The following is a 14,470-nucleotide window of genomic DNA, read 5'->3' on the forward strand; positions in this document are numbered from 1 at the left end:
CTCTCATGTCACCGCGGATCCGCAGCATGCACACCCCGTGACACAGTCGGTTATCCAGCCTGGCGCATACCGTTCAAGTAAGTGTGGACCCAGTACGCGGATCTTTGAACAACGTATGCACAACCGAATCATGAGTGTGCCGAGTTCCGGTTTCTGAGTCCACCCGTTTCTAGAGTCAGGCTTGCTTGATCAGATTCAGTGGATGCGGCAGGCCATGAAGAAACATGCGCTTGCTGTTCAGTCGATCGTCGATGGACGTCACGACGGTATAGGCATTTGGCCGACCTCGGGCACACCTGGACTTCCTTTTATTCACAGACTTCTGCGGTTGCATGGCAGCCGACACACAGACTCGGCACCGCGTTCGGCCGATTGAACGGCGCGCGCCCGCATACCGTTTCACACTGGAGGAAGTCCGGCGGCGACGAGGAGTGCGACCACGATGGAATCCAATGACGTCCCGGCGCTCAACCGCAGGAGAGCGCTGCTCGGCCTGGCCGCGGTCGGTGGTGTCGCGGCGGTCGGTGTCGGTGGACTCGCCGAGGCCGCCGGCTGGCTGCGGCCCGATGCGCTGACGCCGGCCGACTTCGTCGACCGCTTCGAACAGATCGCCGGCCGGCACGACGGATTCCGGCGCAACCATGCCAAGGGACTAGCCGCCACCGGAACGTTCACCAGCACGGGTGCAGGTGCTCAGGTGAGTCGGGCGGCGGTGTTCAAACCCGGCACGGTGCCCGTCGTCGGCAGGTTCTCACTGTCGGGCGGCCTACCCGACCAACCTGACAAGCCCGACACCGGCCGGGGACTGGGCCTGATGTTCTTGCTTCCCGACGGCGAACAGTGGCGTATTGCGATGGTCAACATTCCGGTGTTCACCGACAACTCCCCGCAGGGCTTCTACGACCGGATGCTCGCGTCACGCCCACAACCGCAGACCGGCAAGCCGGACCCGCAGGCGATGGCGGATTTCCTGGCCGCCCATCCGGAGACCGCCGCGGCGATGAAAATCATCAAGCAGAACCCGCCGAGCGCCGGATTCGCCGACAGCACCTACCGCGGGCTGCACGCCTTCCGTGCCATCAACGACAAAGGCGAGACGACGTTCATCCGATGGACAGCCATGCCGGAACAGCCCGTGTCACCCGAACAGCCCGCCGAACCGCCGGACAGCAACGACAAGAACCGCCTCTTCGAGGCACTGATCGACAAGGTGACCCACGGCCCGGTCAGTTGGAAACTGATCCTCACGCTCGCCGAACCCGGTGACCCCACCAACGACCCGACGTTGCCATGGCCGGCGAACCGCCCCACGATCGAAGCGGGCACCATCACCATCGACGCCGTCCACACCGAGGCCCCCGGAAACGCCCGCGACATCAACTTCGATCCGATGGTGCTGCCCGACGGTCTGGCCGCGTCCGACGATCCGCTGCTGAGTGCGCGATCCGCGGTCTACGCCCGCTCGTTCAACAGGAGGGCCCGAGAACCCAAGTCGCCCAGCGCAGTCGTCGTCCCCGGGGGTGAGCAATGACCACCGAGACGAAACCGCCGATCACGCGGTTCAACCTGCCGGCCAGACTGCTGCACTGGGCCATGGCGGTCATGGTGATCGCGCAGTTCTTCATCGGGGTGACGATGATCGCCGCGCTCAGCTACTACCCGCTGCTGCTGGCGATCCACCGACCGCTGGGCATCGCGATCCTGGTGTTCGCGATCGTGCGGCTGATCAACCGGCTGACCCATCGGCTGCCGCCGTTCCTGGCCACGATGAGACCGGTGGAGCGGCGGGTCGCCAGCTATTCCGAATACCTTTTGTACGCACTGCTTTTGGTGCAGCCCCTGATCGGATGGGCTATGCTGTCGGCCGCGCAGTCACCGGTCGTGATGGTGGGGGCGTTGCACCTGCCCGCGATCGCCCCACACAACATCACCCTCTACGCGGCGCTGCGCACGGCACACACTGTGGCCGCCTACGTGTTGTTCGCGACGTTCACCGCGCACATCTGTGCGGTGCTGTTCCACACCCTGGCTCTGCGCGACGGAATTCTGCGTCGAATATCATTGTGGCCCAGCAGATGATGACCCACGGAGCGCAAGCATGAGCGACAACCTCATCCGGAATTCATGGCGTGCACGGTTGACAGATACGGAATGGACATCGCTTTCGCACGCCTACGGTGATGCCGGGGACGTGCCAGGCTGGTTGGAAGGCGTGACGGACTCGGCGACCGTCGAGGAGTCGGTTCAAGAGTTGTGGGCCGCGGTGCTGCACCAGGGCACGATCTACGACTCGACGCCACCGGCAATGGAGGCACTGGCGTCGATGCTGGGCGCCCGGTTGACCGCGAACCCGGACCTGGTGGCCTGGCTGTTGCTCATGTACGCCATGTCCGTGGAGCAGTACGCGGCGGTCGAGGATTTCGAGGCCGACATGACCGCACTTGTTCGCGACGCCCAATCGTCGCTCGCGACCATCGCGGAATCGGTGCGGCCGCTCGTCGCCTTGGATGTGCCTGAGGCCGGTGCCGCCGCACTGCTGGTGGGCGCCGTCGGTCCGGTGGATGACGACGCGGTCTCGATGCTTGTCGCTCGGGCATCGCGACGTCCGGCGGAGGCCGTTGAATGGGCGTGCACGGCGACGCTCGTGCGCTGGGGCTGCGACGTGTCCGCCCTCCTCGCCGACGGGGATCCGGGAATGGTGATGGCCGCGACGCTCGCGCGGATCGAGGGCGGGAGCACCGAGCAGCCCGTTGTCGAGGCGTTGGTCGCTGACTGGGCGCTCGCGGTCGAGGTTGCCCCGGTTGCAGCGGTCGGTGTCGAGGATGTCGCCGAGTGGCTGAGCGGCGTGAACCCCACTGCTGCGATGCGGGTGTTCGAGGAGTTGCCGTCGGCGGACGAGTCGACCGTGAATGCGCTGGTCGATGTTGTGCTCACATCCCGATCGAACGCACCGGGCGCAATCCGCCGTCTGCTCGCCTTCGCCGCGATGCCGGACGCCAACCCTGTTCTCATGATCGGGGCCCTCCGCCAGCTGCCCGCGAGTGAGGGAGTACGGGACGCGCTCGTCACTGTCGCCGACCGCGTCCAGGGCGGGTATCGAGCGCAGATCGGTTCGAACGCCCATGATGCCGATGCGCGAGCGGATGCTGCGCTTGCGCTGCTCCGGTCGGGCGATGATCGCTGGTCCACATTGCTTGCGCGTGCTCTGATCACCAATCCCGCGGCACGTGCGGTCATGGTTGCGGCATCCGCGAACGGCTTGATGAGTCTCGGCTATGCCTTTGCACGCGAGCGGAGTTCAGGCACAGTACCGCTTGTCGAGGGTGTCCGTCAGGCGCTCCGACAGGCGTCGCCAGCCGAATCGAAGTCGGACTGCGCCGCGAGTCTCGTCGATTGGATCGGCACATGGCCCGCCCGCATCGCGTCCGCCGCGATCCCCGACGTCCGGGCCCTGCTGCCGGAGCACCCGAGAGCGGTTGCGGGGGCTCTCGCCGCATGGAACGACACCGACAGCATCGAACTTCTCCGCGAAGCCGCGCAGGGTGGCGACGCGATCGTCTTGCTCTCGCTCGCGCGACTCACCGAGAACATCGGCGACTTCCACCGGGTACTCGAAGCCGACCTCGAGTACGTGGAGTCCGACGTACTCGCGCACTGGGGCGACCGCTCGGACGCGCGGTTCCTCGATTGGTGTCGGGACCTCGTGGGTAGCGAGCCGGCCACCAGCAACCCTGGGCGTGAGAGACAGCTCACGGCGCTTCGCTGCCTCGCCGATTCCTCAGTGGAAGAGGCAGTGCAGAGTTGGCCGGTGCTCCGCGGCATCATCGACGGGGGTCGCGGCCCCATCGCCGACGCGATCAACCTCGCAGCCACCTGGCACGCGTCGAACGTCCTGGCCGCTTCCGCCCGCGACGACCTGGAATCGCTCCTCGCGGATCTCGTGGTGACCGGCCGGAAGAACTGGAGTGGCACCGACTACAAGGTCAGTGCGCAGGCCGCTCTCGGAATGCTTGAGCTGGGCCTTGCCCTACCGGCGACACCTGCACGCATCACGAAGATCGTTACGGGAGCGATGGAAGACGGGTGGTCCCGCGCGGCGGGTATCAACCTCGCCGAACACTGTGCCACCGCCGATGCTCCCGTGAGAAGGGCGCTGGTGAAGAAGCTCCGCCTACTGGTCGAGCGGGATGAACGCTTCGACTCGACCGGCGACCCCGCGATCGAGGACGAACACGCACTCGCGTCCCTCCGCGCCGTCGTCACCCGCCTGGAAGGCGCATGACCCCAAGGGGAGTGAACCGTCAGCCGTGCAGCGCCTCGCGCAGCGCGGCGATGGCCTTCTCGAACGATTCGGTGGAGGCGGGGACCACACCGACGTAGCCGAGGTAGCCGTGCACCAGGGTCTCGGCATTGTCCAGCTGCACTGGAACGCCTGCGGCGGAAAGCAATTCGGCGTAGCGGATACCGTCGTCACGCAACGGGTCGTGTCCGGCCACGGCGATGTAGGCGGGTGCGAGGCCGGACAGGTCCGCCGCGCGGGCCGGCACCAGCGTGGCCGGCGGATCGGACAGATCCACGTGTCCGGCATACCAACGGGAGAAGCCCTGGACGGCGTCGAGTCCGAGGATCGGCGCCTCGGCGTTCTCGGTGAACGACGGCAGGCTCGTGTCCCAGGTGGTGGCCGGGTACCAGAGCAACTGGAAACGCAGCGATGGAGCGCCGGCGTCACGCGCCAGCAGCGCCACGACCGCGCTGAGGTTGCCACCCGCCGAATCCCCGGCCACGGCCAGCCGGTCGGCGTCGGCGCCCAGTTCTGCGGCATTGGCGGCCACCCACTGCGTCACGGCCCACACGTCGTCGACCGCCGCGGGGTAGGGGTGTTCGGGAGCCAGACGGTAGTCCACCGACACCACCACCGCGTCGGCGCCCACGGCGTGCTGGCGGGCGGTGCCGTCGTAGCTGTCCAGGTCACCCAGCGCCCAGCCGCCACCGTGGATGAACACCACGACCGGCAGCGTCGCGCCGTCGGCGGTCGGCGGCCGGTACACCCGCACCGGGATCGGGCCGGCCGGTCCCGGGATCACACGATCCTCGGCCTGCACCTCGGGGTGGACCGGCAGCCGCGGAATCTCACTGAACTGGCGCCGGGCCTCCTCGACACCTATATCGGTGGATAGTTGGAACGGCACCGCCTCCAGTACCTTCTGCAGGATGGCATCGACAGCTGGTTTCTCGTCAGCAACGGACATTCCGCCACCGTACGCACACCGCCGGACGGTGTGGTTGTGGGGCGCCGCCGCAGTCGTCGGCGCGGCTTACGGCGTATTTCTGCTCGTGGTGGCTCTGCGATTACCGGCAGGCACCGATCTCACCGGCCAGTTCTTCGCCCAGCCCGCGGTCAAAGCGCTGCCTGCACTGCTGTTGGCGGCGGCCGCGTGGGCGCATCCGATCGTGCGGGAACGCCGCTGGCTGGTCGGTGCGCTGGTGTTCTCGGCGCTCGGTGACTTCCTGCTCGCGATCCCGTGGTGGCAGCCGTCCTTCGTGCTGGGGCTGGCGGCATTCCTGGTGGCACACCTGTGCTTCCTCGGCGCGCTGCTGCCCCTGGCACGGCGCTCGACGCCGCGGCTGATCGCCGTGGCGCTCACCATCCTGGCCTGCGTGGCGTTGCTGACCTGGTTCTGGCCCCGGCTCGTCGAACAGGGCATGGCCGTTCCGGTGGTCGCCTACATCGCGGTGCTGGGAGCCATGGTGTGCACGGCGCTGCTGGCCCGGCTGCCCACACCGTGGACCGCGGCCGGAGCGGTGTGTTTCGCGGTGTCGGACTCCATGATCGGCATCAGCCAGTTCATCCGCGGCGACCAGTTGCTCGCCGTTCCGATCTGGTGGGCATACGCCACGTCGCTGCTGCTGATCACGGCAGGCATGTTCTTCGGTCGGGCGTCAGACAAGTCTGCTAAAGCTGTGCAGTGACCATCACCCGCCGCGCCGCCGAGCATGAGCCCATCGCGCGGGTGCTGCCCCTTCTCACCGTTCCGCACCTGGACCGGGAGTTCGACTATCTGGTATCGGAGGAGCAGTCCGACGACGCCCAGCCGGGCGTACGGGTCCGGGTGCGGTTCAACGGCAGGTTGGTCGACGCGTATCTCCTGGAGCGGCGGTCGGACACCGACCACACCGGTAAGCTGGGTTGGCTCGATCGTGTGGTCTCGCCCGAGCCGGTGCTCACCGCCGAGATACGCCGGCTCGTCGACGCCGTCGCGGCGCGCTACGCGGGAACCCGCGCGGATGTGCTGCGCCTGGCCGTGCCGCCGCGCCACGCCAGGGTCGAGAAACAGGCTGTCGACGAGCCGGAAGCGGTCTCGGCCGCCCCGGTCGACACCGGCGCCTGGGCTCGCTACGGCCGCGGCGAACAATTCCTGACGGCGGTCGGTGAGGGCCGCGCGGCACGGGCGGTGTGGCAGGCGCTGCCCGGGGAGAACTGGGCGCAGCGGCTGGCCGAGGCGGCCGCCGTGGCGGTGAATGCGGGACTGGGCGTGGTGGCCGTGGTGCCCGATCAGCGCGATGTTGATGCGCTGTATGTCGCGGCGACCGAACAGGTGCCCGCGTCGCGGGTGGTCGCGTTGTCGGCCGGGCTCGGCCCGTCGGCCCGCTACCGCCGCTGGCTGGCGGCGCTGCGGGGACAGGCTCAGGTGGTGATCGGCACCCGCAGTGCGGTGTTCGCCCCGGTGACAAACCTCGGGTTGGTCCTGGTGTGGGACGACGGTGACGACAACCTCGCCGAGCCACGCGCGCCCTATCCGCATGCCCGCGAGGTCGCCATGCTGCGCGCCCATCAGCTGCGGTGTGCCGCGATCATCGGCGGTTACGCGCGGACCGCCGAGGCGCAGGCCCTGGTGCGGACCCGTTGGGCGCACGACGTGGTGGCGGCCCGGCCGGTGATCCGCGCTGCCGCGCCGCGGGTAATTGCGCTGGAGGACAGCGGGTACGCGCAGGAGCGCGATCCTGCCGCCCACACCGCGCGGCTTCCGTCCATGGCGCTGCAGGCAGCGCGTTCGGCGCTGCAGGCCGAACACCCGGTGCTCATCCAGGTTCCGCGCCGCGGCTACGTGCCGGCGCTGGCCTGCGCGCGGTGTCGCGCCGTGACCCGCTGCAGACACTGCACCGGTCCGCTGGCCCTGCCGGACCGGGGCAGCGAGGCCGCGGAATGCCGGTGGTGCGGCCGGGCCGAGCCCGCATTGCGTTGTGCACGTTGCGGTTCGGACGCGGTGCGGGCGGTGGTGGTGGGGGCTCGCCGGACCGCGGAGGAGTTGGGCCGGGCGTTTCCGGGCACCTCGGTGATCACCTCGGGCGGCGACGCAGTGCTCGGTTCGGTCGGGGAGGGGCCGGCCCTGGTGGTCAGCACGCCCGGTGCGGAGCCGGTCGCACAAGGCGGTTACGGCGCGGCCCTGTTGCTTGACGCGTGGGCGCTGTTGGGCCGGCAGGATCTGCGCGCCGCCGAGGACACGCTGCGCCGATGGATGGCCGCGGCGGCCCTGGTCCGGCCGCGGGACGACGGCGGCGTGGTGGCGGTGGTGGCGGAGTCGGCGATCTCGACCGTGCAGGCCCTGATCCGATGGGATCCGGTGGGGCATGCCGACGCCGAACTCGACGGCCGCGGTGAGGTGGGTCTGCCACCCGCGGTGCACATGGCGGCGATCGACGGGACGACGACGGCAGTCGAGGCACTGCTGGAAACCGCGCAGCTGCCCGATGTCGCGGAAACTCTCGGGCCGGTGGAACTCCCGGTCGGCGCACGCCGCCCACCCGGCCTTGCGTCGGATGCCGAGGTGAACCGAATGCTGGTCCGGGTGCCGAGGGGCGGGGGCCTGGAATTGGCGGCCGCACTCCGGCGGGCCACCGCCGTGCTCAGCGCGCGAAAAGATCAGCAACCATGTCGTATCCAAATTGATCCATTGCACATAGGGTAGGGCGAACACTTCACCCGGTACCGGTGAGTGCCGAACCAGGAGGCTGCGATGCGCCGGGTGTGGTCGTGGTTGTTTACGTTGGGGCTCATCGCCTTTGGCCTGCTGTGGCCGCTGCTGTTCACCGGCGGGTCAGGGTCGGGCGCCGGCGGGCCTGCCGATCCGGTGTTGATCACCGATTACCGTGCTGATTTCACCGTTGACACCGCCGGACGGATGACCGCGGTCGAGACCATCACCGGTAATTTCCCCAGCGGGCGGCACGGCATCTTCCGCTACTGGGACGTGGCCAACCAGAACAATTCCCGCCTCCGGCAGGTACCCGAGATCACGTCGATCACGCTGGACGGCGCGCCGGTGCCCTACCAACTGCTGTGGGAGAAGGGTGAGCGGTTCCGGGTGGCAAAGGTCGGTGACCCCGACACCACCCTGGACTACGGCAGCCACGTCTTCGAGATCCGCTATACGATCGCTGGTGTCCTGGATCCGGGCAGCGTCGGTGCCGGCCGTCAGTTCGCCGGGAGTACCGGGAATCCCGACGCCCGATCCGCCTTCTACTGGAACGTCGTCGCGCCCGCGTGGAACAACACGATCGAGCGGGCCGAAATCTCGGTCACGCTGCCGGCCGAGGTCACCGGCGCCGGTTGCAGTGTCGGATTCGGCGTCGGCAGCGCCTGCACGGATCTGCGCACCGACGGCAACACCGTACGACTCGAGGCGTACGGCCTCGAGCCCCACACCCCGGTGACGCTGCGCGCCGGCGTCGACGTGGCCACACCGCCGCAGACGACGTTGCCGTGGCCGTACACGTGGGACCGGATCCTCGGGCGGTCGGTAACCGCTCTGGTCTGGTTCGCGTTGCTGACCGCCGGGATGGGACTGCTCGCCTACTTCTGGTCGAGGACCACCGTCGAACCCTCACCGGGATTCCCGGTGCAGTACGCCCCGCCGGAAGGGCTCGGGCCGGTGCAGACCGAGTTCATCCGCACCGAGAGCGTCCCCAAGAACGGGCTGAGCGCAACCCTGTTCCACCTCGCCGAGCGTGGACTCGTGGAGCTGCGGCAGGTCAATGCCCAACACTGGAAGATCAAAGGTCTCGCCAAGCCGGCCGAGTGGGCCGATGTCGATCCGGTCGGCATCGACGTGGGTGCAGCGCTCAAGGTGATGTCCCGCGGTGCCGAGTTCTCCGCCAACAACACCGCGACATCGGGCAAGAAGCTCAGCAAGGCCAAGGCGGACATGGTGGTCGCCGTGCGCAAATGGGCGTTCGACGGCGGCTTCATGGTCAAGCGCCGCAAGGAACTGTGGATATGCGTCGCCAACGTGGTGGCGTTCCTCGCCGCGGTGGCCGGGTTCTGGCTGTGGTTCGGGATACCGGTCACGTTGTGCGGTCTGCCTTTCGCCGCGTTCTTCGTGTTCTCCGTGGGTGTCTGGTCTGGCGGTGTGGGCACTCGCCGGACCCCCGCTGGCCGGGAATTGTGGTCGCGGGCAGAGGGTTTCCATCGTCTGTTGTCCACCGATTCGGCCGAGACCCGGTTCGACTTCGCCGCCCGCAAGGATCTCTACCTGGCCTACATTCCGTTCGCAGTGGCCGGCGGCGCCGCCGCACTGTGGGCCAAGAAATATCAGGACACGATGGGTGCCGGTGCACCCCAACCTGATTGGTACAACTCGTCGTCGTCGGACAACAGCCACAGCTTCACCGGTGGATCCGGCGGCGCAGACTTCGACAGTTTCGAATCGGCACTATCGTCATCGATCGGGGCGTACACCGCCTCGCAGTCGTCGTCCTCCTCTTCGTCGAGCGGCGGGTCATCGTCGTCCGGTGGAGGCGGCGGTGGTGGCGGAGGGGGAGGGGGCGGATCGTGGTGAGGCTGCTGTTGGTCGTGGTGCTGGCACTCGCGGTGGCGGTGTTGGTGGGCTTCGTCGTCGGCTACAACAAACTGCGGGTGGCCGACGTGCACGTCGCCGAGGCGTTGAGCGGCATCGACGTCGAGCTGACTCGCCGGGCCGCGCTGATTCCGGCGCTGGTGCAGACCGTGGCGACGTTCGCCAAGCACGAGACGGCGGTCCTCGGCCGGGTCAGCAGTGCCCAGGCGGCGCTGACCTCGGCGACCGGCGGCGCCTCGGTGGTGCAGCGCAGCGCAGCCGAACGTGATCTCGACTCGGCCCTGACCGGGGTGCTGGCGCTGGGATCGTCCTATCCGCAACTCAATTCGTCGAACAACTTCCTGAACCTGCAGGAGAACCTGACCGACACCGAGAACAAGCTGGCGTTCGCCCGGCAGTACTACAACGACGCTGTCGCCACCCTCAACCGGCTGGTCGGAACGATCCCGTGGGTATATCTGGCCCCGTTGGCCGGGGTATCCGAGCGGGAGTACTACCAATCGCCACATTAGGGAAGCAGCGGGCCGGATACCTAGACTGATTCGGTGCGCCTCGTCTTTGCCGGAACTCCAGAGCCCGCCCTCCCGTCGTTGCAGCGGCTGATCGACTCGCCTCGTCACGATGTGGTCGCGGTGCTGACCCGGCCCGACGCCGCCGCCGGGCGCCGCGGCAAGCCCGCACCGTCACCGGTCGCGAAGCTGGCACTCGAGCACGAGATACCGGTGCTGCGCCCGTCGCGGCCCAACTCCGACGAGTTCGTCGCCGAACTGTCCGAGCTGGCACCGGACTGCTGCGCCGTCGTCGCCTACGGCGCGCTGCTGAGCGAACGCCTGCTCGCGGTGCCCCGACACGGCTGGATCAATCTGCACTTCTCGTTGCTGCCTGCCTGGCGCGGGGCAGCGCCGGTGCAGGCCTCCCTGGCGGCCGGTGACGAGGTGACCGGGGCCACGACCTTCCTGATCGAGCCGGCACTCGACTCCGGACCGGTCTACGGCGTGGTCACCGAGCGGGTGCGTGACACCGACACGGCGGGCGATCTGCTTGGGCGGCTTGCTGATTCGGGTGCCGCACTGCTGGAGTCCACGTTGGACGGCGTCGCCGAGGGGGCCCTGACCGCGGTGCCCCAGCCGGCCGACGGCGTGAGCCTGGCGCCCAAGATCACCGTGGAGTCGGCCCGGGTGCGCTGGGACCTGCCGGCCCACGTCATTGACCGGCAGATCCGTTCGGTCACCCCGAATCCCGGTGCCTGGACGATGATCGGGGACCTGCGCGTCAAGGTCGGTCCGGTCACGGTGGAACCGTCGGAAGATTCGTTGGCGCCCGGTCAAATCCGTGTCGACCGCAATGCCGTATTGGTCGGTACCGGCTCGCAACCGGTTCGGCTGGGGCAGATCCAACCCCCCGGCAAGAAACTCATGAACGCTGCCGACTGGGCCCGCGGTGCGCGGTTGGAGGAATCGGTGCGCGCATCATGAGTAACTCGCCGAACCGACCCAACCGTGCACCGCAACGCAACCGCCAGCACCGGCGCACACCCCTGGATCCCGCCCGCCGGGCGGCGTTCGATGTGCTGCGCGCGGTGTCGGAGCGCGACTCCTACGCCAACCTGGCCCTGCCGCCGCTGCTGCGGGAGCGGGGGATCGAGGGCCGCGACGCTGCCTTCGCCACCGAGCTGACCTACGGCGCCTGCCGGACGAGGGGGATGCTCGACGCGGTCATCGAGGCGGCGGCCGGGCGCCCGCCCGAGCGGATCGATCCGGTGCTGCTCGACCTGTTGCGGTTGGGCACCTACCAGCTGCTGCGCACCCGGGTCGAACCGCATGCCGCGGTGTCCACCACCGTGGAACAGGCCGGCATCGAATTCGACTCGGCCCGAGCAGGTTTCGTCAACGGTGTACTGCGGACGATCTCCCGCAGCACCGAGCAGGAATGGATGGAGCGGCTGGCGCCGCCGGCGGCCACCGATCCGGTCGGGCACGCGGCCTTCCTGCACGCCCACCCGCGGTGGATCGCCCAGGCCTTCACCGACGCACTGGGAGCGCGCGCCGGTGAACTCGACGCCCTGTTGGCCAGCGATGACGAGCGTCCGTTGGTGCACCTGGCGGCACGGCCCACCGCGATGACCGCAGCCGAGCTGGCCGCGCAGGCCGACGGCACCGTGGGCCGCTACTCGCCGTACGCGGTGTACCTGCCCGGTGGCGACCCCGGACAGCTGGCGGCCGTGCGGGACGGTGCCGCCCAGGTCCAGGACGAGGGCAGCCAGCTGGTGGCCCGCGCCCTGACCCTCGCCGAACTCGACGGTCCGGACAACGGTCGCTGGCTGGACCTGTGCGCAGGTCCCGGCGGTAAGACCGCACTGCTGGCCGCCATCGGTGCGGCCTCGGGTGCCCGGGTCACCGCGGTCGAACCCGCGCCGCGCCGTGCCGATCTCGTCGAGGAGAACACCCGGGGGCTCGACGTCGACGTGGAGCGCGTGGACGGGCGGGAATCGGGCCTGGAGCCCGGCTTCGACCGGGTCCTGGTCGATGCGCCCTGCACGGGGTTGGGGGCGCTGCGCCGGCGCCCGGAGGCACGTTGGCGTCGCCAGCCCGGCGACGTCCCCGGGCTGGCGAAGCTGCAGCGCGAACTGCTCGCCGCGGCCATCTCGCTGACCCGCCCGGGCGGCGTGGTCCTTTACGCGACCTGTTCGCCGCACCTGGCCGAAACGATCGGGGTGGTGGCCGATGCGGTGCGCCGGCATCCGGTGACCCAACTGGACACCCGGGAGTTGTTTGCCCCGGCCGATGACCTCGGCGACGGACCGCACGTCCAGCTGTGGCCGCACCGGCACGGGACCGATGCGATGTTCGCGGCCGCCCTGAAGGTCCGATGAGCGCTTGCGCGAAGAGCATGTCTTAGGGTGATCGCCATGGCAGAACCCCTGATCGCCCCTTCCATCCTGTCCGCTGACTTCGCGCGGCTGTCCGATGAGGTCGCCGCGGTGGCCGGGGCCGACTGGCTGCACGTCGACGTGATGGACAACCACTTCGTGCCCAATCTCACGCTGGGCCTGCCCGTGGTGGAGTCCCTGCTCAAGGCCACCGATATCCCGATGGACTGCCATCTGATGATCGACCAGCCCGAGCGCTGGGCGCCGCCGTATGCCGAGGCGGGTGCTTACAACGTCACGTTCCACGCCGAGGCCACCGACAACCCGATCGGCGTGGCCCGCGATATCCGTGCCGCCGGCGCCAAGGCCGGCCTGTCGGTGAAGCCGGGCACCCCGCTGGAGCCGTACTTGGAGATCCTCAAGGAGTTCGACACCCTGCTGGTGATGTCGGTCGAGCCCGGGTTCGGTGGACAGAAGTTCATGCCGGAGGTGCTCTCCAAGGTGAGCATCGTGCGCCGCCTCGTCGACTCCGGCGAGCTGACCATCGTCGTCGAGATCGACGGCGGCATCAACGCCGACACCATCGAGCAGGCCGCCGAGGCCGGCGTGGACTGCTTCGTCGCCGGCTCCGCGGTGTACAGCGCGGCCGATCCGGCCGCCGCGGTGAAGTCCCTGCGTCAGCAGGCTGCGAGCGCCTCGAGACATCTGACGCTATGACGCCCGAGGCCGCGATGCGGCTGGCCATCGAGCAGGCCGAACAGGTCAAGGGCTCGACCTACCCGAACCCGCCGGTCGGCGCGGTGGTCCTGGACAGCGACGGGCAGATCGCCGGCGTCGGCGCGACGCAGCCCGTCGGAGGCCCGCACGCCGAGGTGATGGCGCTGCAGGCGGCAGGGGACCGGGCCAAGGGTGGCACCGCCGTAGTCACCCTTGAGCCGTGTAATCACCACGGGCGGACCCCGCCGTGCGTGGATGCGCTTCTGGCATCGGGGATTTCGGCCGTCACCTTCGCGGTGGCCGATCCCAACCCGGCGGCGGAAGGCGGGGCGCAGCGGCTCGCCGAGGCTGGTGTCACGGTCACTGCCGGGCTGCTGGCCGACGACGTCGAGAACGGGCCACTGCGCGAGTGGTTGCACAAGCAGCGCACCGGATTGCCGCATGTCACATGGAAATTCGCCACCAGCGTGGACGGCCGCAGCGCCGCCGCCGACGGTTCCAGCCAGTGGATCACCAGTGAGGCCGCCCGCGCGGACGTTCATCGCAAGCGGGCCGCGGCCGACGCGATCGTGGTCGGTACCGGAACGGTGTTCTTCGACGATCCGACGCTGACGGCGCGCCGGGCCGACGGCACGCTGACCGGTCATCAGCCCCTGCGGGTCGTGGTGGGGATGCGCGAGGTGTCGCCGGACGCCAAGGTGCTCAACGACGATTCGCACACGATGCTGATCCGTACGCATGATCCGCTTGAGGTGATGCGGTCGCTGGGAGACCGGACCGACGTGCTTCTGGAGGGTGGGCCGACCCTGGCCGGGGCCTTCCTGCGGGCCGGCGTGGTGAACCGGATCCTGGCCTATGTGGCGCCGATAATGCTGGGTGGGCCGATCACCGCGGTCGACGACATCGGGGTTCCCAGCATCATGCACGCGCAGCGGTGGCGGTTCGACGGCATCACCGCCATCGGGCCGGACGTTCGCCTGAGTCTGGTGCCCAACTGATAGCAGCCTCCCAGGAGGTAGCCAGCTTGAGT

The 14,470-nt window shown here is 68.8% G+C and carries 12 protein-coding genes; 11 read left to right on the plus strand and 1 reads right to left on the minus strand.

Annotation, left to right across the window (positions count from 1 at the left end):
• The first annotated feature begins 442 nt into the window (after positions 1 to 442).
• The 3 genes from ACWEFV_RS03885 to ACWEFV_RS03895 all read left to right on the plus strand — a co-directional run bounded on the left by ACWEFV_RS03885 (position 443) and on the right by ACWEFV_RS03895 (position 4,282).
• Positions 443 to 1,531, plus strand: coding sequence for a catalase family peroxidase (locus ACWEFV_RS03885; RefSeq protein ID WP_450069118.1), 1,089 nt, complete (start codon positions 443 to 445; stop codon positions 1,529 to 1,531).
• On the plus strand, positions 1,528 to 2,079 hold the full coding sequence (locus tag ACWEFV_RS03890; RefSeq protein ID WP_450069119.1) for a cytochrome b: 552 nt from the start codon (positions 1,528 to 1,530) through the stop codon (positions 2,077 to 2,079). The genes ACWEFV_RS03885 and ACWEFV_RS03890 overlap by 4 nt, the downstream gene beginning before the upstream one ends.
• 226 nt (positions 2,080 to 2,305) lie before the next feature.
• Entirely contained in the window at positions 2,306 to 4,282 is a 1,977-nt protein-coding gene (locus ACWEFV_RS03895) for a hypothetical protein (protein ID WP_450069120.1), read from the plus strand.
• A gap of 19 nt (positions 4,283 to 4,301) precedes the next feature.
• On the opposite strand, the gene ACWEFV_RS03900 is transcribed toward ACWEFV_RS03895, so the two are convergent.
• Positions 4,302 to 5,249 (minus strand): alpha/beta hydrolase, encoded by a 948-nt coding sequence (locus ACWEFV_RS03900; protein ID WP_450069121.1) that lies wholly within the window; start codon positions 5,247 to 5,249, stop codon positions 4,302 to 4,304.
• On the opposite strand from ACWEFV_RS03900, the gene ACWEFV_RS03905 reads away from it, so the two are divergent.
• The 8 genes from ACWEFV_RS03905 to ribD are packed head-to-tail and all read left to right on the plus strand — an operon-like array spanning position 5,212 to position 14,438.
• Positions 5,212 to 5,970, plus strand: a complete 759-nt coding sequence (locus ACWEFV_RS03905; protein ID WP_450069122.1) for a lysoplasmalogenase — start codon at positions 5,212 to 5,214, stop codon at positions 5,968 to 5,970. The two genes, ACWEFV_RS03900 and ACWEFV_RS03905, sit on opposite strands and share 38 nt — an antisense overlap.
• Positions 5,967 to 7,967 (plus strand): primosomal protein N', encoded by a 2,001-nt coding sequence (locus tag ACWEFV_RS03910; RefSeq protein ID WP_450069123.1) that lies wholly within the window; start codon positions 5,967 to 5,969, stop codon positions 7,965 to 7,967. The genes ACWEFV_RS03905 and ACWEFV_RS03910 overlap by 4 nt, the downstream gene beginning before the upstream one ends.
• 48 nt (positions 7,968 to 8,015) lie before the next feature.
• Complete coding sequence (locus ACWEFV_RS03915) at positions 8,016 to 9,836, plus strand: DUF2207 domain-containing protein (protein ID WP_450069124.1); 1,821 nt, start codon at positions 8,016 to 8,018, stop codon at positions 9,834 to 9,836.
• Entirely contained in the window at positions 9,830 to 10,366 is a 537-nt protein-coding gene (locus ACWEFV_RS03920; protein ID WP_450069125.1) for a LemA family protein, read from the plus strand. The genes ACWEFV_RS03915 and ACWEFV_RS03920 overlap by 7 nt, the downstream gene beginning before the upstream one ends.
• A gap of 33 nt (positions 10,367 to 10,399) precedes the next feature.
• Complete coding sequence (fmt, locus tag ACWEFV_RS03925; protein ID WP_450069126.1) at positions 10,400 to 11,329, plus strand: methionyl-tRNA formyltransferase; 930 nt, start codon at positions 10,400 to 10,402, stop codon at positions 11,327 to 11,329.
• Positions 11,326 to 12,726 carry an RsmB/NOP family class I SAM-dependent RNA methyltransferase gene (locus ACWEFV_RS03930; RefSeq protein ID WP_450069127.1) on the plus strand — a complete coding sequence of 467 codons (1,401 nt, stop codon included), beginning with the start codon at positions 11,326 to 11,328 and terminating at the stop codon, positions 12,724 to 12,726. Before fmt ends, ACWEFV_RS03930 begins: the two co-directional genes overlap by 4 nt.
• Positions 12,727 to 12,762: 36 nt before the next feature.
• Complete coding sequence (gene rpe, locus ACWEFV_RS03935; protein WP_135454209.1) at positions 12,763 to 13,440, plus strand: ribulose-phosphate 3-epimerase; 678 nt, start codon at positions 12,763 to 12,765, stop codon at positions 13,438 to 13,440.
• The gene (gene ribD, locus ACWEFV_RS03940) at positions 13,437 to 14,438 is read left to right on the plus strand and encodes a bifunctional diaminohydroxyphosphoribosylaminopyrimidine deaminase/5-amino-6-(5-phosphoribosylamino)uracil reductase RibD (RefSeq protein WP_450069128.1); all 1,002 of its coding nucleotides are present in this window, start codon (positions 13,437 to 13,439) and stop codon (positions 14,436 to 14,438) included. The genes rpe and ribD overlap by 4 nt, the downstream gene beginning before the upstream one ends.
• Positions 14,439 to 14,470 lie beyond the last annotated feature (32 nt).

The sequence above is a fragment of the Mycobacterium sp. NPDC004974 genome (assembly GCF_053600815.1).

Excerpts from the sequence above, each read along its gene's own strand:
- ribD (WP_450069128.1), top strand. The coding sequence starts at position 13,437 with ATGACGCCCGAGGCCGCGATGCGGCTGGCCATCGAGCAGGCCGAACAG.
- rpe (WP_135454209.1), top strand. The coding sequence starts at position 12,763 with ATGGCAGAACCCCTGATCGCCCCTTCCATCCTGTCCGCTGACTTCGCG.
- ACWEFV_RS03890 (WP_450069119.1), top strand. The coding sequence starts at position 1,528 with ATGACCACCGAGACGAAACCGCCGATCACGCGGTTCAACCTGCCGGCC.
- ACWEFV_RS03895 (WP_450069120.1), top strand. The coding sequence starts at position 2,306 with ATGGAGGCACTGGCGTCGATGCTGGGCGCCCGGTTGACCGCGAACCCG.
- ACWEFV_RS03900 (WP_450069121.1), bottom strand. The coding sequence starts at position 5,249 with ATGTCCGTTGCTGACGAGAAACCAGCTGTCGATGCCATCCTGCAGAAG.
- ACWEFV_RS03885 (WP_450069118.1), top strand. The coding sequence starts at position 443 with ATGGAATCCAATGACGTCCCGGCGCTCAACCGCAGGAGAGCGCTGCTC.
- ACWEFV_RS03905 (WP_450069122.1), top strand. The coding sequence starts at position 5,212 with ATGGCATCGACAGCTGGTTTCTCGTCAGCAACGGACATTCCGCCACCG.
- ACWEFV_RS03915 (WP_450069124.1), top strand. The coding sequence starts at position 8,016 with ATGCGCCGGGTGTGGTCGTGGTTGTTTACGTTGGGGCTCATCGCCTTT.
- ACWEFV_RS03930 (WP_450069127.1), top strand. The coding sequence starts at position 11,326 with ATGAGTAACTCGCCGAACCGACCCAACCGTGCACCGCAACGCAACCGC.